Here is a 22666-nt window from a genome sequence, read left to right as displayed (position 1 = left end):
TTTATTTGGGAAAAACAGCATTGTGTTTTAAACATTAATTCAATTTGAAAAGTAGATAATATTTAGATGATACTCAAAAAATATCGTGCAAAACATGATTTTGTTGGTTTTAAGCTATCTAATTTCAATTTTTTAGCGTAAAATGGCTTTTAAAAATCCTTCCATCTTGAAGCGTTACAGAAAACCAATAATCATCCGTTGGTAGTTTTGCGCCGTTAAATGTGCCGTCCCAACCTTTACCTGAAGGGCTTATTTGCTTGAGCAATTTCCCAAACCGGTCAAAAATAAATATTTTGGAATTTGGTTGAAAAACATCAGAAACGCCATACACTTGCCAAGTATCATTTTTTCCGTCATTGTTTGGTGTAAAGAATTTTGGAAAGCCTATAACCGAAACTTTATAGTTAATACTGCCACAATTGTTCTTAATGTCTTTAACAAACACAGTGTAAATGCCCGGCGATACATTTTCAAACACGTTGCTTTCTTGGTAAGGGGCTGCCACTACGTTATTGCTGTCCAATAGTCGGTATTCATAATTGCCTTCACCAGAAACCAAAACGGTAATCATATTGTTTTGTGAAGCATCAACAACATCAATGGATTGAATGGTTGCAATATTGGATGCTTCAACAACAATGTTTCGTTCTTTTGAACAGTTGTTAGCATTTGTAACCGTAACGGTATAAGTTCCAGGTTCATTGACTTCTATCTCATAACTGGTCTCACCGGTATTCCAAACATAACTATAATTATTAGGAGAATCGTTAATTATTCCTGCGTTTAGTGTAATGGTTTCAGGAAAGGTGTTTAGGCAGTAATAAACAGTATCGGTAGTTTTGATGTCAGGTAGTTTGTTTACGGTCAATTTTAGCTCACTTATACCATAGCAGTTATTAACGTTTTCAACTCTGGCGTAAATAATTTGAGAATACGGAATGGTGTTTGTAAACAGCGGATTTAGACTGTTTTGTTCCAATAAAGCATTCTCGTATGTTTCATAATAAGCTATATCTAAACCAACAGGAAGGCCTGAGATAATTTCAGAATCAGCTTGTTTCAAATTAAATTCTACAAATCCATCTTCTGTACCATCATCATCACAAGCAATCAGTTCACTATCATTAGAGTCGGTTACACTTACATCCAAAAGAAGTTCGGCATCACTAGTGCAACCTGTTAAATCATTAATGACTTCTACATAAATAGTTTGTGGATTTGTAACATTGCTGAATGAACTGGGATTTGGTATTTCATTCAGTCTTGAAGTGTCTGCATAAAACTTAGTGGATAGATTTTGAACACCACCCGTTAACGCCTCATTAGCCTCGTTAAGATTGAATTCTGTAAGGCCATCTTTGGTACCATCCTCATCACATTGAATCAATGTTGTATTAAATGCTTCTGGGTTTTCGTTGAAAATCACATATGCTTGCCCTTCAATGGCACAGTCACCATTATTAGGATCAATATAAACTTCATAATGACCACTACTGGATACTTCTAAATTAAAGCTTGTTTCAGGCAATGGATTGCCATCTTTTGTCCATGAATAGGTTGCGCCAGGTAAATCTTCAGAAGTAAGCAGGTAGGTGTCTCCATCACAGAGTGCTAAATTAATACTGCTCTCGCCATTTTTAATGATGTCAATTTGAGTATTGAAAAATGACGCAATAAATGGAGGCAGCCCTTGTGCTGATTGGTTTGGAGTAAGATTAATGGCGTTGTGTTTGTAATTACAGGATACACCTAAATTATCAGGATTGTTTATGACTCCAAGATAAGGTAAACCTTTGTTGTAAGTTGCGCTTAAGGCTCTGTATATTTTACCATCAGGACCTAACTGTAAGCCGCCTCTGTACAAATTTCTGGAATCGACGATGGTTGCAGAGGCCTGAACATTTGCGGCTAAGAGGTTGTATTGTATTAAGTCTGAACTGTGATTGGTTGGATTTTCAGCTTCGGCAAAATCATTGCTAAAAAAATTATTGGAAGCATGAACATAAAGCAGTTGGCTGTTTGGTGAAAATTCCACACCATAAGGGAATCTGTTTTTGCCAGATATGCTTAATTGTTGTTTGTTGCTTAGTTTACCCGTAGCCGTATCAAAATCATATAAAAACAATCCGTCAACCACATTGGCGCATGCTACTTTTGTGCCATCTGGAGATAATTTTAAATACCCTCTAGCATCTTGAATGGATATATCATTAAACGTTGATTTTACTGATGTGGTGTTAATGCCTGCACTGCTAATTTCAAAAGCATGAAAGGTGTTAAAAAAACTACTGGTTCCGTTTTCCGAAGCAAAGGTTAAGACCCAAATGGATTTGGAGATACAATCTTTTAAAACAGCTGTTATTTTTTCAGAACTTTCTTGTAATAAGTTGACGTTTTTAACGGTTATGTTGCCCAAACCATTATCAAGTGACATATCAACTTCGGAATAGCTTAATCCATGATTAATATCATCCAACCAATTATCAACAGTAAATATGTAGTATATGTTTGGGTCATTGGGTTTTGGAACAATAATGGCAGATTGTGTGCTGGACGAGTCTCCATAGAGTCCGTACCCATTGGGCATGACAGAGTGATTTTTGTTCCACACCCTAGAGCCATCCGTATAAAACAACAAATTCCCTGAATCATCAGAAATGGAGGTGCAGCCTTCATTGGTGAATAATTGACCGTCATCAAGTGATGTAATGGTATTATTGCTTTGGTTAAAGCGAATCCCGCCACCATAACCAAAATACCAGTTGGCAGCCTCACTTTGACAGAATGCTATAACACTAATAAGACAACATACTATGGCTAGCGTAATTTTTTTCATCTTCAACAGCAAAGCTATCAAAAGATATTACAAATCGCGCATTTTTAACAATCTGTACGATAAAACGATAAATATGGCAGTCCAAGCCAAAACAATAGCTATTTCATACCAGTGGACCGCATAATCAAAATCAAATTTTTCTCCCACTTGATTGGCCACGGATTGAACGGCGCTTAGGCGTGAAAACGGTTGTTTGATTAAATTAGACATGGAGTTTAAAGGGAAAAATTGCATCACACTTGTGGCGGTTTCTGCATCGGTTTTCCATCGTAATATCCCAAAGGCAATGCCTTCAATGAACTGCCATACAAACAGAAAACCTAGTGCAAAAGCAGAACGTTTTACCAAAATGCCCAGAAATAAACAAAAAGAAAAGAACCCAACTAGTTTGATGAAAAATGCCAACAAAAATTCCATATCAGAAAAAATGATGCTCAGTTCAGTATAATTTGAAAAGCATAAGCCTAAAATCATTGATACAACAAATAAAAAGACTGTAGAAATCAAAGCAAACACGATGACTGTGTAGAATTTAGATAATATAAATTCCTTTTTGCTCAGTCCATCAATAAGATTTTGCTTTAAGGTTTTATTGCTGTATTCATTAGCCATCATGGAAACAATGACAATGGCTAAAAACAATTTAAAAATGGCAGCAATGTAACTGTTAAAATGCCAAATATAAGGGAAGTTGAAGATGCCCATTTCGGCCAAATGGAACTTTATGGGGCCAATATCAAACTTAATGGCAGCTATCAGTGCTATGGAGGTCAGCAGAACAAAATAGGTGATAATTAAAATTTTACTAGCTCTGCTGTGTTTTAATTTTTGAAATTCTATATTGAGTAATCGGTACATATTATTTGTTGTTGGTTAATGTTAGGAATTGCTCTTCCAAGCTTTCTTTGCGTTGCACTAAATGTGACAATACAAAGCCTTGTTCAAACAGTAATTTATTAAAAGAAGCAGATTCTAGAGGTTCATTTAGAAACGCCGTAATTAAACGGTCCTTGACCTTTACAGTTCCAAAAGAACCATGACTTTCTAAAAACGTAACCAATTCATCTTGTTTATCACATTTAAGTTCAAAAAAGCCGTAACTGGATATCATTTCATCAACTCTACCAGAATACAATTTTTCACCTTTTCTCAGAACAACAACATGTGTGCAGACTTTTTCCACTTCATCAAGCAAATGTGAGGCTAATAAAATGGTGGTGCCATTACTGGCAATTTCTTTTATGATTTCCCTAATTTGATGGATTCCTTTCGGATCCAAGCCATTGGTTGGCTCATCCAGAATTAAAATTTCAGGATCATTTAAAAGGGCAGAGGCAATGGCCAAACGCTGTTTCATTCCCAATGAAAACGTACTGAATTTGCTGTCTTTTCTGTCCAGTAATTCAACAATTTCAAGCTTTTCTTCAATTTTACTGTAGTCAACTTCTTTTATTTGGCATACCAATTTCAAATTTTGATAAGCCGTCATATATGGATAAAAGTTGGGGCGTTCAATAATAGCTCCCACTTTTTTTAAGGCATTATGCGTAGATGTCTTGCCGTCAAACCAATGAAAGTCCCCAGAAGTTTTATTGACCACGTTAAGCACGATGCCCAACGTTGTGGATTTGCCACTTCCGTTAGGTCCTAAAATACCGTAAACATTGCCTTTGTTGATGGTAAAGGATAAATCTTTAACAGCGGTTAAATAACCAAATTTTTTTGTTAGATTGTTGATTGTTAGGATTGGCTCCAAGTTGTTTTATTTTTATATGTTGAGGTAAATTCAACAGGTTAGTTAAAAAATATGACGATAGTTGCGTAAATTTGTTACAAATAACTTTATAAAAATAAGGTTTAAATATCAATAGTTTTATAATGGAAGATTTAAAAATTTCAAAGAAAAAACCATCGTATCCTGTAAGTGTAGAGTTACATGAGTATCTTTCAGAATATAACAGAAACATAAAGCTTCCTATTTTTTATGAAGATTTGCTTAGGTTTCAAGGTTCTGTGACGGTTTATGACAAGTTTGAAAATGACACACTTTGGATTCGTGTTTATTACAGTGAATTTGAACGAGAGGAAATTGATTTAAGCCTTAAAAAAGTATATACCATTTTGCATTCTGATGGTAATGAAAGCTCTATACCATTTCTTAATGTAGATGCCATTGATTACTGTACCTTTGGGAATTCCAAGCCTTTCAGAATAAAAGTCAGGAATATCTTGAACGATAACTTTACCTATTTTTATGTAAAAAAGGCAGATGCTTCCCGTATTTATGGGTTGGAGCTTGAGCATATGCTATCTCCATACAACTTAAATTTTTTAGTTTATAAGGACACATTAATTGAAGAGCATATCTCAGGAATTCCAGGAGATGAATTTATCAAGAACATGCTGGAAACCTGTACTAAATCTGAAAAATCGCAGATAGCCAAAGAGTTTGTAAAGTTCAATGAACGCTGTATGATTCGGTTACTTGGCGATATGCGTTCCTACAATTACGTAATTGTGCCAACCCATGATTTTGATCAAGTTGTGTATAAAATTAGAGCCATCGATTTTGATCAGCAATCTTATGAAGGAAAAATGAACATTTATCGCCCTCAGTTTTTCAAGGAAAATGCCATCATGGTAAAATTGGTTTCTGACAGCTTTCAGAAACTCTCCATTGATCAATATAAAATAGAAGAACGTTCTATCATCGCAAAGCGTTTAAAAAGCTACCATGATAGGATTGAGCATTTGCTGGAATGCATGGTTGTTGATACCATTTCAACCAAAGAAAATATAGATTCGCTTAAATCAAAGATTTATGAATACACTATGGACGTAAAATTCAAGCGTTGTAAATCAATGGGAGATATCATAAAAAACGCCTTGGCTTATGTGCTTAGGAACTACGAAAATGTGAATGTTAATAATTGGTATTAAGATTTAATTCCAGTTTTCGTCAAAATCCAAATTGTCATAGTCGTCAATATCCAGGTCATCTTCAAATTCATCGAACTCATCAAAGGTTTCAGCTTCAAAGAGTTTTTCAGGAGCTGTATCAGGAATTTGCCCTTTTACAAACATGAGGTTTGGGTAGCTAGCACCTTCGGTTTCATCAACTATTTCAGCCAATTCCACAAAAAAGGTCCACAAACTATAGAAGTCATATACATAAATTAGTTTGGGCTGCATTTCATGAACAACACTGTTAATGGCCGTCTCGTTCATTAAGCGCACCGAGGCGTCTTCGCTTAAGTCAAACAACGAAATCTCCTCGCCTTGGTTCCACATGTCGTCACTGATGTAAAAGGAAGCCATTTCCGTTCCATCAAAACCAAAAGACTGTGTTATGATATTGTGCAAATCTTCTAGAGTATCGGTTTCCCTGATCTCTAAATCACGAAAAATATCTTCGTCAGTATCATTGTCAAGAATGACCCTAAACCTGTAAATCATAATAATGAATTAAGCTACAAATGTACGTTTTTTTGAATTATTTACTAAACCGGTGCAACGTAAATACCATAGTGCTAAGTAAGAAAAAAGCGCCCACTTGATGAGCTACTCCCAACCAAACCGGAACTTGCAATAAAATGGTGAATACGCCCAGTAAAAATTGGATGCCTACCATAATCAGCAATGCGTTTATACCTTTTGATTGTAAAGTGGTCAATTGTAGTTTTCTTGATTTAAACCAAATGGCAAATACAAAAATAACAACTACATAGGCAATCATGCGGTGCACAAATTGAACGCCGCTCTTCCCTTCAATAAGGTTTTTATAAAATGGATGTTGCTCTGTATAAACAGTAGGGTGCATAAACTTGCCTTCGCTCATCATGGGCCAATGGTTGTGTATAAAACCAGCATCCAAGCCAGCCACAAAAGCACCATAGGTAATTTGAAGCAATAAAACGGCCAATCCCCAACGTATTAAATTTCTGAAATCAATATTAACCTCTTTTTTGGTTGGAAACATTAAATCCAGTGCCACCCAAAAGGTGTAAGCAAAGGTGATAAATGCGGTCATTAAATGGGCCGCTAACCTGTAATGGCTAACATCTGGATTGTCAACCAAACCGCTTTTTACCATATACCAACCCATAAACCCCTGAAAGGCTCCAAGCCCCAATAAAATAACTGCTTTTTTGATGGTTGGTTTTGAAAGTTGTTTGGTGATTAAAAAGTATAAAAACGGAATAAAAAACACCAAACCTATAAGACGACCTATTAGACGGTGCAACCATTCCCAAAAGTAAATGTCCTTAAAATCCTGAAGGTTGAAGTGATTGTTGAGTTTTTGATATTCAGGATATTGTTTATACAAATCAAATGCTTGTTGCCATTCGATGTCGTTCATGGGCGGAATGACTCCGGAAATCAATTTGTAATTTGAAATGGACAAACCAGAATGTGTGAGCCGTGTAATGCCGCCAACAACAACCATAATGAATATTAATAAACAACCTGTCAATAGCCAATAAATGACTTTTTTGTTATCCTTTTTCATATTGTTAAAGCATTTTTTTAAAACATAAACTATTTGAAATATTTATATATTGTCCGTAATTTGGGATTATTGTGTACTGGTTCTTTTTGTAAAAATTTACGGCTTCCACTTGTCGAATGCCAGTTTCTAAAATACAAGATTTGTAATTTAGTTCTGAAGCCCAAATCTCCAATTCACTTAATATTTTTGTAGCGATACCTTTTCCTCTGACCGTAATATCAGTAAACATGCGTTTTATTTCAACACAGTCCTTGTCAAATTTTTTAAAGGCGCCACAACCTACAGGTTTTTCATTTAGGTAGGCTACAACTGTGTGTTTTAAAACATCTATATTGTTATATTGTTTGTAAAAAGCATGCTCATCACCATCAATCACTTTTAAATAGGCATCCAAATCTTTAACTAGATTGATAAAATCTGGATTTTCAGAATTTGTTCTAACGAGTTTCATCAATTGTGGTTATTGACAATTAAACCTAGCCGTTTACCCTCTTTCAGCATTAATTGATAGGCCGCCTCATAGTCATTGGGAATTTCGCCTTCAAGTATGGCTTCTTTTATGGCTTCTTTGATAATCCCAATTTCTTTTGAAGGTTTTAAGTTGAAGGTTCCCATAATGACCTCGCCAGAAATAGGTGGTTGGAAATTTCTAATATGATCACGCTCCTCAACTTCAATGATTTTCTCTCTAACAATTTTAAAATTGTTATGGTATTTATTGAATTTTTTAGGGTTTTTTGTAGTGATATCGGCTTCACAAAGCGTCATTAAGTCATCCACATAATCACCAGCATCAAACACGAGACGTCTTACCGCAGAATCGGTCACTTCATCATTGGCCAATACGATGGGTCTGGAACTCATAAACACCATTTTTTGGACAAATTTCATGGAATCATTCAATGGCATTTTTAGGCGTTTGAATAAATGATACACCATTTTTGAGCCTTCAAATTCATGTCCATGAAAGGTCCAGCCCACTTTTTTATTGAATTTTTTGGTAGGTGCTTTCCCAATATCGTGCAACAAGGCAGCCCAACGGAGCCAAAGATTATCGGTACTTTTCGAGATGTTATCAACCACTTCAAGAGTGTGGTAAAAATTATCTTTGTGGCGCTGTCCTTCAATTTCATCAATACCTTTTAAGACGGTCAATTCTGGTAAGATATAGTCTAATAATCCTGTTTTTTCAAGTAAAATAAATCCAACAGACGGTTTTTCGCTTTCCAGAATTTTGTTGAGTTCAACAACAATCCGCTCATTGGTTATAATTTTAATTCTATGGCTATTTTTTGAAATTGCCTCTAACGAAGTGTCTTCAATATTAAACTGCAATTGGGTAGAAAACCTGATGGCACGCATCATACGCAATGGGTCGTCACTATACGTAATATCAGGATTTAAAGGTGTTCTAATGATTTTGTTCTTCAAATCTTGAATTCCATTAAAAGGGTCAAGCAACTCACCAAAATGGTCTTTATTTAAGTTTAAAGCCAAAGCGTTTATAGTAAAATCACGCCTGTTTTGGTCATCTTCAAGGGTGCCGTTTTCAACTTCAGGGTTTCTGCTGTTTTCACTGTAGGATTCTTTTCTGGCACCAACAAACTCTATTTCTGTACCCTCATGGTGCAGCATGGCCGTGCCATACGTTTTGAAGACTTGTACCTTTGGTTTTTCAGGAAGGTTTCTAGAAACCTGTTTAGCTAGTTTAATACCGTCTCCAACGGTAACGATATCAATATCTTTGGGCAGTCCGCGTTGCAACATAAAATCCCTAACAAACCCACCAATAACATAGCTTTCTTGGTCTAGTTCTTTGGAAGATTGTGATATAATCTTAAAAATGGGATGTTGTAAAGCGTCTTTGTAATTCATCAATTAAATTTCAATAATCAAATTCCAAATTCCAAACCAGCTTATATTGGAATTTGGTTCTTGAAATTTGAGTTTTTATGCCCTTATAACCTTAACTTGTCCACCATTACCCAACTTGATAATGGATGATGGTTTGCTGCAAATTTTTTCGTGGTGCAAATTTACAACATAGTCTACACCTTTTAAAACCTCTTGTGATATTTCTTTAAATGATTTTGGTGTTGGAAAACCACTGATATTAGCCGAGGTTGAAACGATGGCGCCATTAAAACGCCGTAATAATTGAAAACAAAAATCATCATCTGGAATTCGTATGGCAATAGAGCCGTCTTCAGCAATTAAATTGGGTGCCAAATTTTGAGCATCATCATAAATAATTGTGGTTGGTTTATCGGTAACATCCATAATATTTAAAGCGGCTTCAGGGATTTTTTTGACATATTTTTTAAGCATGCGATCATCAGCAACCAAACAAATCAAAGCTTTGCTGTCATGACGTTGTTTTAATTTATAAATATGTTCAATCGCATTGCTGTTTTGAGCATCACAGCCAATACCCCAAACCGTATCTGTAGGGAAAAGAATAAGTCCACCGGCTTTTAAGGTTTGTAATGCATTATTTATTTCCTCATTCATTTTTTGAATCATATATTTGCTTGGTACAAATTTACAACACAAATTTTAATGAATTGCCTTAAAATACTGGTTGTATCAATAAGCAATTTGCACGTTGAATTTATTTGAATGAAGGAAACAAAAGTTTTTAATGAAGAGTTAGATGATAATTTCAAATTGAAATTGAATAACATTATTCATGATTTTGATAGTTTAGAAGGAGGCGTAGGCGATAGAAACGTTATTAAAATCATAAAAGTCAATGGATTAAAATTGAACATTAAAGCCTTTAAAACTCCCAATGCCATTAACAAGATTGTTTATAGGTTTTTTAGAAAAAGCAAGGCTGAACGGTCTTTTGAATATGCCAATAAATTGATGGAATTAGGTGTTGGAACCCCCAAACCCATAGCATATTTTGAATACACAAGTCCTTTTCTGTTTGGTAAGAGTTTTTATGTGAGCGAACATTTGGATTGTGATATGACCTACAGGGAACTCACCAAAGATTTTAACATTCCAAATCACGAGGCTATTTTAAGAGCGTTTACAAGGTTTACCTATAGTTTACACCAAAAGAATATTCATTTTTTGGATCACTCTCCTGGAAACACATTGATAAAGATTGATAATGGGGGTTATAAATTTTATTTAGTAGATTTAAACAGAATGCATTTTGGCCCAATGGATTTTGAAACCCGGATTAAAAATTTCTCACGATTGACCATTCATAAATCCATGGTTGCCGTTATGAGTGATGAATATGCCAAATGCTCCGGTGAGGATTACAATGCGATATTTGATTTGATGTGGCAAGAAACAGAAGCGTTTCAGGAGAAATTTCATCGAAAAAAGCGATTGAAAAAGAAACTTTTAGGGAAAAAGTAAATTAAGCCTTTGGGTTCCAAAGTCTATAAAGTTTTACGTATTTTAAAAACGTCACATTATAGGTTTGAACACAAATAACCCATCCATTCAATCCATCTAAAAACCCCAATCTTAAAAAATACGCTTTAAAAAAAGCCCAGGTCGGTCTGTATAAGATTTTCCAGATAGACGATTTTTTCCCTAGTTTATAATAGGCATGGGCGGCAATGGTTGAGAATTTTTCAATTTTCAAATTGTGTTCAGAATAATCCCTATAAATCCAATGCAGTAAATCGCCTTTTAATTTGCCAGATGTAAGTCCTTTTTTCAACGTGTAGGTATCATGCGGATTGATGCCTTTCCACTCACCACTTCCTTTTTTAAATAGTCTTAATTTTTTATCTGGATACCAATCAGAGTGTTTAATCCATTGTCCACAATAGTTGTTCAGTCTGTTGCAATAGTAACCATCTAACTGCCAATTGGCCTTAACACTTAAAATGCTGGTTTTTAGGGTTTCTGAAAGGGCTTCATCACCATCAAGCGATAAAATATAATTATGGTTAGCCAAGGAAATCGCATAGTTTTTTTGCTCAATATAGCCTTCAAAGGCGTGTTGATGAAAGGTTACATTGAAATGCTTACAGATCTCTGGTGTTTTATCGGTTGAAAACGAGTCCACTACAATAATTTCATCAGCTACACCAACTAAGGAACTTAAACATTTTTCTAAATGTTCTTCTTCGTTATAGGTGATGATGACTGCTGAAAGTTTAATCATTGATTGGATTTTGTTTATTTTTAAAGGCTTAACGATGTATAAGCGGCAAAGATAAAGTATTAGTTTTTTATTTTTTGTATTAGAACTACTTTTCATAATTTGCCCAAATATTTATAATGGATTTCCACAAGACAAAAATGCCTGATATATCTGTCATAATTAGCACGTATAATGCCGAAGCTTGGCTTGAAAAAGTTCTTTGGGGCTACAGTTGTCAATCGTTTAAGAATTTTGAAATTGTTATTGCCGATGATGGTTCTGGGCCAAAAACAAAAGAACTGATTGAAGATTTTAAAGCCAAGGGTATTTTGGATATCAACCATGTATGGCAGGAAGATGAGGGTTTTCAAAAATCCAGGATTTTAAATAAAGCGATTGAGGCCTGCAAAGCCGATTATATTGTGATGAGTGATGGCGATTGCATCCCGAGAGCCGATTTTCTTGAAGTCCACAACCAATATAAACAAAAGGGTTATTTTTTATCTGGCGGTTATTTTATGTTGCCAATGGATATTTCATTAAAGATAAATAAAGAGGATATTTTATCAGGAAACTGTTTTGATTTAAAGTGGTTATCAGATAATGGTTTAAAGCGGTCATTTAAAAATAACAAATTGACTTCAAAAGGCTTGAAGTCTGAACTGTTGAATGCTTTAACACCAACCAATGCTAGTTGGAATGGCCATAATGCTTCAGGTTGGAAGCAAGATATTGTTGCTGTTAATGGTTTTGATGAACGCATGCAATACGGTGGGCAAGATAGAGAACTTGGTGAGCGTTTATTTAATTTGGGTATTAAATCCAAGCAAATTAGATACAGTGCCATTTGTGTTCATTTGGACCACAAACGAGGTTATAAAACGCCAGAATCCATAAATAAAAATTTAGAGATACGGGCAGCCACAAAAAACGAAAAAAAGAAGTGGACGGATTATGGTATAGTCAAAAAATAACTATTTCTTATCTTCAATAGCTTCTTTGGCCAAATTATAAAGCTTAGTAATTTGCTTTTTTTGATGATAATTTTTCTCGATATGCTCCCGACCATTTAAACCAAGTTTTTCAGCCGTTTCAGGGTTTTCAAAAAGTTTTATCATATAATTGGCCATATCCTTATAATTGGTCTCTTCAACTAAATAACCTGTTTCATTATGAATAACGGCATCTTTAATTCCACCATGAAGAGTGCTAATAATAGGTAATCCAGAAGCACTGGCTTCCATAATGCTAACCGGTGTACCTTCCATGTCTCCATTAGGTGCAGTAACCGAATGTTGAACAAATGCCAATGAAGATTGCATTAAACTGGAAATTTCAGTTTGATTTAAAACACCAGTGAAAATAACGGAATTCTGCATGCCAAGATCAGCTATTAATTTTACACACTCGTCATAAAGTCCGTTTTGTTTACCAACCATAGTAAGTGTGGCGTCTGGGAATTTTTGAAAAACTTGATGAAATGCACGAATGGTATAAAGAGGTCCCTTTTTAGCAGTGAATCTACCAACAGCAAGAAAGTTTTTCTTTTTCTTTATGTTAGTTTCTGGTTGAAATTTCGTGATGTCTACACCACATGGAACGACTCTTATTTTTTCTTCTGGTGCTCCAATTTTCATCAATCCTTTTTTCATTTCCTCTGAAACAACAATTACTGAAGCGGCATAATCAAAAAGCTTGTTGTATTTCTTTTTGTATTTATGCAGTGTTTTTTTGTTTGTTGCGTCATGACCGTGAAAAATAACAAGTAAAGGAATGTTTAAGGCCTTGCAAACAGGCACCATATGTGAGGCCGATATTCCATAATTAGCCAAAACCACATCAATTGAATTATTGTGCAGGTATTTTTTTACACCATAATTACTAAAAAAATTATTTCTGCCAACGAACGTTTTTATCACTTTGTGAAGTATCCAAAAAGCTTTTGGGCTTAATAGTGTCCCATCTTCTTGTCTCTCAGGAAAACGTCCGCTATGGATTGTGAAAACATCAGCTAGTTCAGAAAAACCTGCAATCTGGTCACGTATGAAAGTTTCGGAGTAAGCATGTTTTTCTGAACGAGTGATACAAATGCGCATTGATACAGTGTTTTATTACTTTATAAATGTGAAAACTTAAAACTAAACAGCCACATCGTTTTCACGAAGTGCGTTGTTTAACGAGGTCTTCTTATCGGTACTTTCTTTGCGTTTTCCAATAATCAATGCACAAGGCACTTGATAGTCCCCTGCTGCAAATGTTTTGGTGTAACTTCCTGGAATCACTACAGAACGAGCTGGAACCCGACCTTTATATTCTACAGGTGTCTTTCCTGTGACATCAATAATTTTGGTACTCATGGTTAAAACCACATTAGCACCCAAAACAGCTTCGGTTTCCACGCGAACACCTTCAACTACAATACAACGTGAACCAATAAAAGCATTGTCTTCTATAATAACAGGAGCAGCTTGTAAAGGTTCCAATACACCACCAATACCAACACCACCTGATAAATGCACGTTTTTGCCAATTTGAGCACAACTACCCACGGTAGCCCAAGTGTCAACCATGGTGCCTTCATCTACATACGCACCAATATTCACATAACTAGGCATTAAAATAGTACCTTTTGAAATATAAGCACCATGTCTTGCAACAGCATGTGGTACTACACGGATGCCTTTTTCTTTATACCCGGTTTTCAAAGGTATTTTATCATGAAATTCAAATGGGCCTACTTCAATAGTTTCCATGTTTTGTATAGGGAAATATAAAACCACCGCTTTTTTTACCCATTCGTTAACCTGCCAACCATCAGCAATTGGTTCTGCAACCCTCAATTTTCCAGAATCTATTAACGAAATAACTTCTCTAATAGCGTTGGTTGTTTCGTCTTCTTTTAAAAGGGTTCTGTCATCCCAAGCTTTTTCTATGATTTGTTGTAATTGTGTCATTGGTTACTTTCTTTTTTGGCAAAGATAGTATGTATGTTCAAAATACAAAGGTTAAGGCCTTAATATAAATTTTATTTAAGGATGAAAAGCATGTTTTTTATGGTTAAACAGGGCGCTTTTTTTATTGATTTTTCCTTTTAAATAAAATTATTTATCGGTGAAATGCATTTTGAGAGTATTTGAACCTTAAAAAGCAACGTTTTATCTGTTTATCGATAAAAATATGTACTATCTCTAATCATCGAAAATCCGCATGGTTACAACTAATTTTTTGTGTGCAAGGCTTTATGTGTATATATATTTGAACCATCAAAATAACCCAAATCAAATGAAAACAAATTTTTACATATTTTTATTCTTCTTACTTTCTTTCTCTTATGCTAACGCTCAAGAAAAGTCTACTTCTTTAAAAGTTGTATCTGTAAATGAATTACATGTAAATAATACAGTTTCATTAACTATTCAAGATTCAATTGAATTTAATGCAAATGAGAATACAGATTCTAATAACAAAATCATTGCTCGTGCAGCCAGTGATATTAGAATTCTTTTAAACCGTGATAGAAATCTTGAAAACATTAATTTGTTGTTCCCAAAAATTTACAAAGAAATAGTAGCTTAATATCAATTATTCATATCTATATCTATATAAGGAAGATTGTCAGAAATGACAATCTTTTTTTTTTATTGCTTATTTTTGACCAAATTAAAAACATGGGACGAATTGTAGCAATAGATTATGGATTGAAAAGGACAGGCCTGGCTGTTACAGATGACCTGCAAATTATTGCATCGGGGCTTACTACGGTTGCTACAAGTGAGCTGATGTCCTTTTTAAAAGATTATACCCAAAAAGAAACGATTGAATTGTTTTTGGTTGGAGAGCCAAAGCAAATGGACAACTCACCTTCAGAAAGTGAAAAACATATAGCGCCATTTATTAAAAAATTGGAAAAAGCATTTCCAAGTATAGAAATTAAGAGAGTTGATGAACGGTTTACCTCAAAAATGGCATTTCAGACCATGATAGACAGTGGCTTGAAAAAGCAGCAACGTAAAAACAAGGCACTTGTTGACGAGATTAGTGCTACACTTATTCTTCAAAGCTATCTATATTCAAAGTGATTTTTTCCTTAAAAGAGCGCAATAAATCTTAAGTATTGTATTTTTGCATAAAATTATCAAAAAGTAACTATGATTTTACCAATTGTAGCATATGGTGATCCTGTTTTAAGAACAATGGCAACACCAATAACCAAAGAGTATCCAAACCTTGATGGACTTATCTCAAATATGTTTGAGACCATGTACAATGCTTATGGTGTTGGTTTGGCGGCGCCTCAGATAGGGTTGCCAATCCGTCTGTTTGTTATTGACACATCTCCGTTTTCTGAAGATGAGGGTTTGTCAGAAGACGAAAAAAACAGTTTAAAGGATTTTAAAAAGGTGTTTATCAATGCTAAAATAACTAAAGAAGAAGGCGATGAATGGGCCTTTAATGAAGGGTGTTTGAGTATTCCGGATGTAAGGGAAGATGTCTTTAGGCAACCAAAACTGACTATTGAATATGTTGATGAGAATTTTGAAAAACATGTTGAGCAATATGAAGGTTTGATAGCTAGGGTCATACAGCATGAATATGATCATATTGACGGTATTCTGTTTACTGACAAGTTATCTGCCTTTAAAAAACGTTTATTAAAAGGGAAATTAACCAACATCTCTAAAGGCAAAATAAATGTTGATTATAGAATGCGTTTTCCCGATCAAAAAAAGAAACGATAATACTAGGATAACATTAGCAAAGAAGTGATATTTGCCTTTTTTTAAAAATAATTTATGAGCTTAGAAAAAATAATAGCTATTGCCGGAAAGCCAGGATTGTTTAAACTCATTGCCCAAACTCGTGGTGGTTTTGTGGCAGAATCCTTGCTGGACAACAAACGTCTATCAGTAAATGTGCAACAAAATGTAAGCGTATTGAGTGAGATTGCTATATACACATTGACAGAAGAAGTGCCTTTGAGAGATGTTTTTAGTAAAATAAACGAAAAAGAGCAAGGAAAGCAAGCAAGTGTGAGTCCAAAAGACAGTAAAGACAGGCTTGAAGAGTACTTTTTTGAAATTTTGCCAGAGTATGATGAAGATAGAGTATATGCCAGCGATATTAAAAAAGTAATACAATGGTATAATTTGCTTCAAGAGCATAACATGTTGGATTTATTGAAAGCTGATGATGCTGACAATACATCTGATGAAGAAGAATAAAAATAGATTTATAGCCTATAAAAAGCCTCCTGAATTCAGGAGGCTTTTTATTTTCTTGTTAGATTTGTTAAATGCTTTCGTCTTAATCTTGAAAAGAATCTTTTATCTATGAAATTATCAAAATCACAAATAAGCAATCTGGCTTTTATATTGGTTATAGCAGTTCTTCTTATTCCACAAACCAGAAAACCAATTCAGATTTTTTTGAACAAAGGAATGGCTTTAATTAGTCCATCTTTAGAAAGCAAAGAGAAATTAACTGTTTTAAAAAGTTACGATTGGAAATTACAGGATGAAGCTGGCCATGTTTTTGATTTTGAACAAACAAAAGGCAAAGTGGTTTTAATTAATTTCTGGGCCACTTGGTGCCCACCTTGTATTGCCGAAATGCCAAGTTTGCAATCACTCTATAACGATTATCATAATCAGGTTGAATTTTTGTTTGTAACCACTGACTGGTATAGTGAAATCAACCCGTTTTTAGAGCAAAACAACTATACTTTCAAAGCGTACAGGCCGCTAAAGAATGAGTCTGAATTGTTTGATGTGTCAACCATTCCCAGAACGTTTTTGATAGACAGAAATGGGAATATCATTATTGATGAAAGTGGAGCTGCCAATTGGAACAGTAATAAAGTGAGAACAACCATTGATGGGCTGTTAAAACAATAGCGTTTTAAAAAAGGCTTTAATAAAGGGTACCGAAAACAATGATTGCATGATTTTAAAATCTTCAGAGAACGAGGATTCATCATCTAAAAAACGAAACATGGTTTCAATGGTGTTTTTAGAATAAAATTGTTCAAAAATCCATTCGCCTTTGTCATTGTTGTTTTTTAATACGTTTAAAAACACGGCGTCATAAAAAGTATGCCTTGTGTTGTATAACCCTTTTGATGGCATATTATTCTGCTTTAGATTGCCGATAATTTTTGCTACTTTTTTTTCGGTATGCTTAAATGAATAACCAGTTGAGCCTTTTATCCAACCGCCAGCAGTACCGATTTTTGTGATATGTTCAGAAGATTCTTTTGAAAACGGAAAATTGGTCATGGGTATATTACCTGTTTCAACTTCTAACACCGTATAGGTTTCAATGTTTAATACATCTGAAATATATTGCTTGAGATATTTATTATATACACTGTCTCCAACTAAATGCGGCGTGAAATAAGTGAATTCTATTAACGCTTTTGTTTTTGAAAAGGGTAGAACGTAAGTAAAAGCTGTTTGTTCACCATCTTTTAAACGGTAATCCATCATGGTAAATGAATGGGTGTTAAAAACATCCGTTTCACTTTCTATAATCCAGCCTTTAAAATGTTGGTTGATTCTGATGTAATTATTTTTTTTATTGAAAAAATCAGGATTAATTCTACTGTCAAAAACATGGTCTGCTGTATACAAACCCTTTTTAGTTGTAACAACAACTGGTTTTTTTTCTTCAACACAAATAACATCGTCAATTATAAAATGGATATTATTTTTTTGTGATAATATGCTTTTGGCTTGCTTGTAAAAATCGATTGAGCGGACCATCTTGTAGGTGTATGGTTCTAGGTTCAAGTCTATTTTTTTTTTGGAGGAGTAAAATAATGCTGAATCCCAAGTATTACTGACAACAGAATCCCATTTCCCATAGCCTTTTTCCCAAAAACACCACGTTTTATCATTGGTGTCTTTCTGCGATTTGTCAATTAAAGCAATTTGCTTATCATCAAAAAACGGGTCATTTGATAACTCTATAGCTAATTGTAAACCAGCCAAACCATTTCCAATAATGATGTAATTGAAATGATTATGTAATGACATGGAATACTTTTATGATTTTTGTTTGAAGTATTTAAAGGGAACTACAAGCATACCAAAACATTCGCCGTCCTCTTTGCCTAGATGTTTATGGTGTATTTTATGTGCTCTCCTTACACCTTTAGCATACCAACCATTGGCATTTCTGAACAATTTAAAACGTTGGTGGATAAAGATGTCATGAACAAGAAAATAAGCAGCACCATAGGCCATAATTCCTAAACCAATCGGGAGGCCAAACCAGATATTCTCATAACTCCACAAATAAAAGCAGATCATACTTACAACAGCGTAGAAGATAAAAAACGCGTCATTGCGCTCAAACCAACCGCCATGATCTTTTTTGTGATGGTCTTTATGCAAACTCCACAAAAACCCATGCATGATGTATTTATGGGTAAACCAGGCCATAAATTCCATGAAGCAGAAAACCCCAACAAAAACCAATATCCAATACACTGTTTGCATACTATAAAATTACATTAAATTTAATTGATATTTAACATAACTGCGCATTAACAACTCTATTTTTTTATGATTGGCCACACGTATTCTGGCATGTTTTATTTGTAAAGCGGGTGTTTTTTTAAGTTTTTTCAATAATTGACTGTAATATCTATAAGCCATGAAGACGCCAAATTTAGCCTCAATAGGCAACATTTTGATGCCGTTTAGGCCTTTTGCAAAATCAGCTTCAATATCATTTATAATATCTAGTTTTGAGTTTTCGTCAAGATTGTTCAAGTCAGTGTTAGGGAAATAACTTCTGTTCAACCCTTCGTGGTCTGCTTTTAAATCCCTTAAAAAATTTACCTTTTGAAAGGCTGAACCCAATGCCATGGCAGAATCCTTTAATTCATTATATCGGGTATTATCACCATTCACAAAAACCTTTAAGCACATAAGCCCAACAACATCGGCAGAACCATAAATATAAGTTTTGAATTCTTCTTCGGTAAGATATTTTGATTTATGAAGATCCATACGCATACTTTGCATGAACGAATCCACTAAATGTTTGTCAATTCCATATTTGTGATATGTATATTGAAATGAGTTTAAAATTGGGTTCAAACTTATCTTGTTTTGTAAAGCATCTTCTAAATCCCTTGAAAAATTTTCAAACAACGTTTTCTTGTCATAATCATGAAATGAATCTACAATTTCATCAGCAAACCTGACAAATCCATAAATATTGTAAATATCATCCCTGATGGACTTAGCCAACATTTTGGTAGCTAACGAAAACGAGGTGCTGTAAGTTTTGGTAACAATCTTACTGCAATGGTATGAAGCGGTATCAAATAATGCTTTCATCTGTTTGAATTTATTGGTTTTTATAGGTCAGATGTAATTTGCCAAAAATCATTTTGGTTGATAAATATTGATTTTTATGGCACATTTCATTTCTATAATTTATGATATTTGGTTATTAAATCAGCTACTAACTTTCCGGATATCAAAGACGGTGGAACGCCAGGTCCTGGTACGGTTAATTGTCCTGTAAAAAAAAGATTTTTTACTTTTTTACTTTTTAGTTTAGGCCTTAAAAAAGCAGTTTGCATTAAGGTATTGGCCATTCCATAAGCATTCCCTTTGTACGAATTGTAATCTTTTATAAAATCATTGATACAAAAGGACTCTTTAAATATAACATGATTTTTTATAATTTGTGATGTTAATGTTTCAAAACGAGTCATTATTTTTTCAAAATAAGCTTCTCTTAAGGCAGGTGTATCTTCTAAACCTGGAGCCAACGGAATTAAAAAAATAGCAGCTTCTTGCCCGTCTGGGACTGAATTGGCGTCTGTTTTGCTTGGAAAACTAGCGTAGAACAATGGTTCGTCAGGCCATTTTGGATTGTCATAAATCGCTTCGGCATGCAGGTCAAAATCAACATCAAAAAAAAGGGTGTGATGATTCACGTTAGCTATTTTTTTATCAAACCCTACATAAAACAGAAGGGAAGAAGGAGCAAATGTTTTTTTGCTCCAATAGCTTTCTGAATATTGTCTGTACGGTTGGTCTAATAAAGTTTCGGTATGATGATAATCTGCACCACTTAAAACAATATCACTTTTGTACGTTTTTCCGTTGGAAACAATGCCTTTAGCTTCTCCGTCTTCAATGAGTATGTTGTCAACAGGACTCTCGGTTTGTATGGTCACACCAAGTTCCTTTGCTAAAGATTCCAGAGCCAAGATAACTTGGTACATTCCTTTTTTTGGGTGAAACGTTCCCAAACCAAAATCGGCATAATTCATGAAACTGTAAAAGGAAGGCGTGTCACTGGGCTTTGCACCTAAAAAAAGCACAGGAAACTCAAGAATTTTGACAAGTCTTTGATTTTTAAACTCCTTTCTAACATCTCGTTTAATATTGCTAAAAAACTGATTGATTTTTTTAAATGTTTCAACAGTGACCAATTCTAATGGAGAAACACCTGGGTTATAAACCAAGTCTTTGATAGCAATATCATAATTGCTCTTTGCGTTTTCAATGAATTTTTTAAGCTTTTTGGAGGAGCCTTTTTCTTCTTTTTCAAAAGCAATGCATATTTTATCTAACGTGTCTTCAATAGTTATGTAATCATTAATACCAAAATAGACACTGTAGGCCGGGTTTAGTTTTTCAAGAGTATAATAATCAGCGGGTGATTTGCCAAAATCTGAAAAAAATCGTTCAAAAACATCTGGCATCCAATACCAAGTGGGTCCAATATCAAACGTAAATCCATCTTTGATTAGCTGCCTGGCACGGCCTCCAATTGTTTTGTTTTTTTCGAAAATAGTGACATCATATCCGCTTTTAGCCAGATAGCATGAAGCAGCTAATGATGAGAACCCAGAACCAATTATTGTTACTTTCATTGTTTAACAAAAATACTAAAAAGTTAAACAAAATAACAATATTTAACTTATATTTTTTAAATTACTGATTAATTTTTTTATTGAAGTAAAAGGAGTGATTTGGTCAGGTATATTATTTGTATCTATGTGTTTAATCAAATAGCCCAAAACCCATAACTCATTGCTCTTGTTTTTTAATAGTTTGTTGTAAAAGTCATCCAAATAATCATCAATATCTTCTTTAACTGGTTTAACCGTGAAGTAAGTGATAAAAATTATATCATCAAAAAATTTCAGTACATCTTTTAAGTTATCGGTTGGAATACTTTGCCCTAAAAATAGCGTCTCGTAGCCTTTGTTGATCAACTTGTAGTCAATGAAGAGCAGTCCTATATCATGAATTTCATTCTCAGGAAGAAAGAACACAAATGTTTTTTTGCAATTATTTTTAGGAGTATCTTGAGTCTTCTCAATATTCAATAAAATTTTTTGTTTGATACGAGTTGAAATAAAATGTTCATGCGCTGGAGTAATGGTATCTGTTTGCCACAAAAGACCTATCTCATTTAAAAGTGGTATAAAAGCGTCATAAAAAACGTCTTTAAAAGGCTTTTTATCTATTAATTCTTTATAGGTTTTGGAAAACAATTGCTGGTCAAAAGTTAGCATAGCCAGTTTTAAATCGTTTATGCTATGGTCATTTTTGCTAAGTTCTTTTGATGCAATTTCTTTTACGAGTGAGGAAATATCTTCATTACTGAGTTTAGATATTTTGGAAATCTTATAACCATTATTGTTGAGGAAAGCAACATTCAAAACCTTCTGAAGACTTTCTGTTGAATAATATCTAATGTTGGTGTCTGTTCTTTTGGGCTGGAATAAATCATAGCGTTTTTCCCAAATCCTTATAGTGTGAGCTTTGATTCCACTCAGGTTTTCAAGATCTTTTATGCTAAACTCGGTTTTAATATTGTTCATTTTTATCAAAAAAAAGTTAAACAATATTATGTAAAATATTTGAATAAATATATTTGAAGTGAATAAAATTTAAAAAAGTGCGCACGAGAAGACTCGAACTTCCACATTCTAAGCGAATACCAGCCCCTCAAGCTGGCGCGTCTACCAATTCCGCCACGTGCGCAAATGAATGATGTAAAAATAAAAAAAGTTAAGCTATAAATGCTTAACTTTTTTGTGACCGGGCTGGGGCTCGAACCCAGGACCCTCTCCTTAAAAGGGAGATGCTCTACCAACTGAGCTACCAGGTCTTGTTTCTCTAATGAGGGTGCAAATATAAAATGTTTAATTTATAAAACCATACTT

At 34.3% G+C, this 22666-nt stretch carries 24 protein-coding genes and 2 tRNA genes; 8 read left to right on the top strand and 18 right to left on the bottom strand.

Annotated features, from left to right (window positions below):
• Positions 1 to 124: 124 nt before the first annotated feature.
• The 3 genes from IEW94_RS09295 to IEW94_RS09285 are packed head-to-tail and all read right to left on the bottom strand — an operon-like array spanning position 125 to position 4592.
• The gene (locus IEW94_RS09295; RefSeq protein ID WP_188652303.1) at positions 125 to 2836 is read right to left on the bottom strand and encodes a T9SS type B sorting domain-containing protein; all 2712 of its coding nucleotides are present in this window, start codon (positions 2834 to 2836) and stop codon (positions 125 to 127) included.
• A 27-nt stretch (positions 2837 to 2863) separates the two neighbouring features.
• Entirely contained in the window at positions 2864 to 3694 is an 831-nt protein-coding gene (locus IEW94_RS09290; RefSeq protein ID WP_188652301.1) for an ABC transporter permease, read from the bottom strand.
• A 1-nt stretch (position 3695) separates the two neighbouring features.
• Positions 3696 to 4592, bottom strand: coding sequence for an ABC transporter ATP-binding protein (locus IEW94_RS09285; RefSeq protein ID WP_188652300.1), 897 nt, complete (start codon positions 4590 to 4592; stop codon positions 3696 to 3698).
• Between the two features lie 122 nt (positions 4593 to 4714).
• On the opposite strand from IEW94_RS09285, the gene IEW94_RS09280 reads away from it, so the two are divergent.
• Positions 4715 to 5776 (top strand): hypothetical protein, encoded by a 1062-nt coding sequence (locus tag IEW94_RS09280; protein ID WP_188652298.1) that lies wholly within the window; start codon positions 4715 to 4717, stop codon positions 5774 to 5776.
• A 3-nt stretch (positions 5777 to 5779) separates the two neighbouring features.
• Here IEW94_RS09280 and IEW94_RS09275 read toward each other — a convergent pair whose 3' ends face one another.
• The 5 genes from IEW94_RS09275 to IEW94_RS09255 form a co-directional block, all read right to left on the bottom strand.
• The gene (locus tag IEW94_RS09275; RefSeq protein WP_188652296.1) at positions 5780 to 6292 is read right to left on the bottom strand and encodes an IS1096 element passenger TnpR family protein; all 513 of its coding nucleotides are present in this window, start codon (positions 6290 to 6292) and stop codon (positions 5780 to 5782) included.
• 37 nt (positions 6293 to 6329) lie between these two features.
• Positions 6330 to 7346: a COX15/CtaA family protein gene (locus IEW94_RS09270; protein ID WP_188652294.1), complete on the bottom strand. Its 1017-nt coding sequence runs from the start codon at positions 7344 to 7346 to the stop codon at positions 6330 to 6332.
• A gap of 4 nt (positions 7347 to 7350) precedes the next feature.
• Complete coding sequence (locus IEW94_RS09265) at positions 7351 to 7797, bottom strand: GNAT family N-acetyltransferase (RefSeq protein ID WP_188652293.1); 447 nt, start codon at positions 7795 to 7797, stop codon at positions 7351 to 7353.
• Complete coding sequence (locus IEW94_RS09260; protein WP_188652291.1) at positions 7797 to 9221, bottom strand: CCA tRNA nucleotidyltransferase; 1425 nt, start codon at positions 9219 to 9221, stop codon at positions 7797 to 7799. Before IEW94_RS09260 ends, IEW94_RS09265 begins: the two co-directional genes overlap by 1 nt.
• Positions 9222 to 9296: 75 nt before the next feature.
• Positions 9297 to 9857: an L-threonylcarbamoyladenylate synthase gene (locus IEW94_RS09255; RefSeq protein ID WP_188652290.1), complete on the bottom strand. Its 561-nt coding sequence runs from the start codon at positions 9855 to 9857 to the stop codon at positions 9297 to 9299.
• Positions 9858 to 9965: 108 nt separating this feature from the next.
• On the opposite strand from IEW94_RS09255, the gene IEW94_RS09250 reads away from it, so the two are divergent.
• Positions 9966 to 10724 carry a lipopolysaccharide kinase InaA family protein gene (locus IEW94_RS09250; protein ID WP_188652288.1) on the top strand — a complete coding sequence of 253 codons (759 nt, stop codon included), beginning with the start codon at positions 9966 to 9968 and terminating at the stop codon, positions 10722 to 10724.
• 1 nt (position 10725) lies between these two features.
• Here the strand turns inward: IEW94_RS09250 and IEW94_RS09245 are convergent, their stop codons facing one another.
• A complete protein-coding gene (locus IEW94_RS09245) occupies positions 10726 to 11484 on the bottom strand; it encodes a glycosyltransferase family 2 protein (protein WP_188652286.1) in 759 nt (252 codons plus the stop codon).
• 137 nt (positions 11485 to 11621) lie between these two features.
• Between IEW94_RS09245 and IEW94_RS09240 the strand changes: the two genes are divergently transcribed.
• Positions 11622 to 12437, top strand: coding sequence for a glycosyltransferase family 2 protein (locus IEW94_RS09240; protein ID WP_188652284.1), 816 nt, complete (start codon positions 11622 to 11624; stop codon positions 12435 to 12437).
• On the opposite strand, the gene IEW94_RS09235 is transcribed toward IEW94_RS09240, so the two are convergent.
• Together IEW94_RS09235 and IEW94_RS09230 are read right to left on the bottom strand one after the other, a co-directional pair.
• Positions 12438 to 13559: a glycosyltransferase family 4 protein gene (locus IEW94_RS09235; RefSeq protein WP_188652282.1), complete on the bottom strand. Its 1122-nt coding sequence runs from the start codon at positions 13557 to 13559 to the stop codon at positions 12438 to 12440.
• A 42-nt stretch (positions 13560 to 13601) separates the two neighbouring features.
• Positions 13602 to 14417: a 2,3,4,5-tetrahydropyridine-2,6-dicarboxylate N-succinyltransferase gene (locus IEW94_RS09230; RefSeq protein WP_188652280.1), complete on the bottom strand. Its 816-nt coding sequence runs from the start codon at positions 14415 to 14417 to the stop codon at positions 13602 to 13604.
• A 328-nt stretch (positions 14418 to 14745) separates the two neighbouring features.
• Here IEW94_RS09230 and IEW94_RS09225 point away from each other — a divergent pair, with 328 nt between their 5' ends.
• From IEW94_RS09225 to IEW94_RS09205, 5 genes are all read left to right on the top strand, one after another.
• The gene (locus IEW94_RS09225; RefSeq protein ID WP_188652278.1) at positions 14746 to 15039 is read left to right on the top strand and encodes a hypothetical protein; all 294 of its coding nucleotides are present in this window, start codon (positions 14746 to 14748) and stop codon (positions 15037 to 15039) included.
• Between the two features lie 92 nt (positions 15040 to 15131).
• The gene (gene ruvX, locus IEW94_RS09220) at positions 15132 to 15542 is read left to right on the top strand and encodes a Holliday junction resolvase RuvX (RefSeq protein ID WP_188652276.1); all 411 of its coding nucleotides are present in this window, start codon (positions 15132 to 15134) and stop codon (positions 15540 to 15542) included.
• A gap of 69 nt (positions 15543 to 15611) precedes the next feature.
• Complete coding sequence (gene def / locus IEW94_RS09215) at positions 15612 to 16202, top strand: peptide deformylase (protein WP_188652274.1); 591 nt, start codon at positions 15612 to 15614, stop codon at positions 16200 to 16202.
• A gap of 54 nt (positions 16203 to 16256) precedes the next feature.
• On the top strand, positions 16257 to 16685 hold the full coding sequence (locus tag IEW94_RS09210) for a DUF5606 family protein (RefSeq protein ID WP_188652272.1): 429 nt from the start codon (positions 16257 to 16259) through the stop codon (positions 16683 to 16685).
• Positions 16686 to 16793: 108 nt separating this feature from the next.
• On the top strand, positions 16794 to 17357 hold the full coding sequence (locus tag IEW94_RS09205) for a TlpA family protein disulfide reductase (protein ID WP_188652270.1): 564 nt from the start codon (positions 16794 to 16796) through the stop codon (positions 17355 to 17357).
• Here IEW94_RS09205 and IEW94_RS09200 read toward each other — a convergent pair.
• The 7 genes from IEW94_RS09200 to IEW94_RS09170 all read right to left on the bottom strand — a co-directional run bounded on the left by IEW94_RS09200 (position 17346) and on the right by IEW94_RS09170 (position 22611).
• The gene (locus IEW94_RS09200; protein ID WP_188652268.1) at positions 17346 to 18497 is read right to left on the bottom strand and encodes a lycopene cyclase family protein; all 1152 of its coding nucleotides are present in this window, start codon (positions 18495 to 18497) and stop codon (positions 17346 to 17348) included. The genes IEW94_RS09205 and IEW94_RS09200 overlap by 12 nt on opposite strands.
• Positions 18498 to 18506: 9 nt before the next feature.
• Positions 18507 to 18962, bottom strand: a complete 456-nt coding sequence (locus IEW94_RS09195; RefSeq protein WP_188652266.1) for a sterol desaturase family protein — start codon at positions 18960 to 18962, stop codon at positions 18507 to 18509.
• Positions 18963 to 18971: 9 nt separating this feature from the next.
• The gene (locus IEW94_RS09190) at positions 18972 to 19811 is read right to left on the bottom strand and encodes a phytoene/squalene synthase family protein (RefSeq protein ID WP_188652264.1); all 840 of its coding nucleotides are present in this window, start codon (positions 19809 to 19811) and stop codon (positions 18972 to 18974) included.
• Between the two features lie 92 nt (positions 19812 to 19903).
• On the bottom strand, positions 19904 to 21364 hold the full coding sequence (gene crtID, locus IEW94_RS09185; protein WP_188652262.1) for a bifunctional phytoene desaturase/3,4-desaturase: 1461 nt from the start codon (positions 21362 to 21364) through the stop codon (positions 19904 to 19906).
• Positions 21365 to 21406: 42 nt separating this feature from the next.
• Complete coding sequence (locus IEW94_RS09180) at positions 21407 to 22321, bottom strand: MerR family transcriptional regulator (RefSeq protein WP_188652260.1); 915 nt, start codon at positions 22319 to 22321, stop codon at positions 21407 to 21409.
• 78 nt (positions 22322 to 22399) lie between these two features.
• Positions 22400 to 22484 (bottom strand) — tRNA-Leu (locus tag IEW94_RS09175).
• 54 nt (positions 22485 to 22538) lie between these two features.
• Positions 22539 to 22611, bottom strand: a tRNA-Lys gene (locus tag IEW94_RS09170).
• Between the last annotated feature and the right edge of the window lie 55 nt (positions 22612 to 22666).

Origin of the sequence: Yeosuana aromativorans (assembly GCF_014646655.1) — a bacterium.
In the GTDB taxonomy this organism is placed as follows: domain Bacteria; phylum Bacteroidota; class Bacteroidia; order Flavobacteriales; family Flavobacteriaceae; genus Yeosuana; species Yeosuana aromativorans.
Note: the sequence above shows the minus strand (reverse complement) of the source record. Positions and strands in the feature narration are given on the sequence as shown.

Excerpts from the sequence above, each read along its gene's own strand:
- IEW94_RS09295 (WP_188652303.1), bottom strand. The coding sequence starts at position 2,836 with ATGAAAAAAATTACGCTAGCCATAGTATGTTGTCTTATTAGTGTTATA.
- IEW94_RS09290 (WP_188652301.1), bottom strand. The coding sequence starts at position 3,694 with ATGTACCGATTACTCAATATAGAATTTCAAAAATTAAAACACAGCAGA.
- IEW94_RS09280 (WP_188652298.1), top strand. The coding sequence starts at position 4,715 with ATGGAAGATTTAAAAATTTCAAAGAAAAAACCATCGTATCCTGTAAGT.
- IEW94_RS09275 (WP_188652296.1), bottom strand. The coding sequence starts at position 6,292 with ATGATTTACAGGTTTAGGGTCATTCTTGACAATGATACTGACGAAGAT.
- IEW94_RS09270 (WP_188652294.1), bottom strand. The coding sequence starts at position 7,346 with ATGAAAAAGGATAACAAAAAAGTCATTTATTGGCTATTGACAGGTTGT.
- IEW94_RS09265 (WP_188652293.1), bottom strand. The coding sequence starts at position 7,797 with ATGAAACTCGTTAGAACAAATTCTGAAAATCCAGATTTTATCAATCTA.
- IEW94_RS09260 (WP_188652291.1), bottom strand. The coding sequence starts at position 9,221 with ATGAATTACAAAGACGCTTTACAACATCCCATTTTTAAGATTATATCA.
- IEW94_RS09255 (WP_188652290.1), bottom strand. The coding sequence starts at position 9,857 with ATGAATGAGGAAATAAATAATGCATTACAAACCTTAAAAGCCGGTGGA.
- IEW94_RS09250 (WP_188652288.1), top strand. The coding sequence starts at position 9,966 with ATGAAGGAAACAAAAGTTTTTAATGAAGAGTTAGATGATAATTTCAAA.
- IEW94_RS09245 (WP_188652286.1), bottom strand. The coding sequence starts at position 11,484 with ATGATTAAACTTTCAGCAGTCATCATCACCTATAACGAAGAAGAACAT.
- IEW94_RS09240 (WP_188652284.1), top strand. The coding sequence starts at position 11,622 with ATGCCTGATATATCTGTCATAATTAGCACGTATAATGCCGAAGCTTGG.
- IEW94_RS09235 (WP_188652282.1), bottom strand. The coding sequence starts at position 13,559 with ATGCGCATTTGTATCACTCGTTCAGAAAAACATGCTTACTCCGAAACT.
- IEW94_RS09230 (WP_188652280.1), bottom strand. The coding sequence starts at position 14,417 with ATGACACAATTACAACAAATCATAGAAAAAGCTTGGGATGACAGAACC.
- IEW94_RS09225 (WP_188652278.1), top strand. The coding sequence starts at position 14,746 with ATGAAAACAAATTTTTACATATTTTTATTCTTCTTACTTTCTTTCTCT.
- ruvX (WP_188652276.1), top strand. The coding sequence starts at position 15,132 with ATGGGACGAATTGTAGCAATAGATTATGGATTGAAAAGGACAGGCCTG.
- def (WP_188652274.1), top strand. The coding sequence starts at position 15,612 with ATGATTTTACCAATTGTAGCATATGGTGATCCTGTTTTAAGAACAATG.
- IEW94_RS09210 (WP_188652272.1), top strand. The coding sequence starts at position 16,257 with ATGAGCTTAGAAAAAATAATAGCTATTGCCGGAAAGCCAGGATTGTTT.
- IEW94_RS09205 (WP_188652270.1), top strand. The coding sequence starts at position 16,794 with ATGAAATTATCAAAATCACAAATAAGCAATCTGGCTTTTATATTGGTT.
- IEW94_RS09200 (WP_188652268.1), bottom strand. The coding sequence starts at position 18,497 with ATGTCATTACATAATCATTTCAATTACATCATTATTGGAAATGGTTTG.
- IEW94_RS09195 (WP_188652266.1), bottom strand. The coding sequence starts at position 18,962 with ATGCAAACAGTGTATTGGATATTGGTTTTTGTTGGGGTTTTCTGCTTC.
- IEW94_RS09190 (WP_188652264.1), bottom strand. The coding sequence starts at position 19,811 with ATGAAAGCATTATTTGATACCGCTTCATACCATTGCAGTAAGATTGTT.
- crtID (WP_188652262.1), bottom strand. The coding sequence starts at position 21,364 with ATGAAAGTAACAATAATTGGTTCTGGGTTCTCATCATTAGCTGCTTCA.
- IEW94_RS09180 (WP_188652260.1), bottom strand. The coding sequence starts at position 22,321 with ATGAACAATATTAAAACCGAGTTTAGCATAAAAGATCTTGAAAACCTG.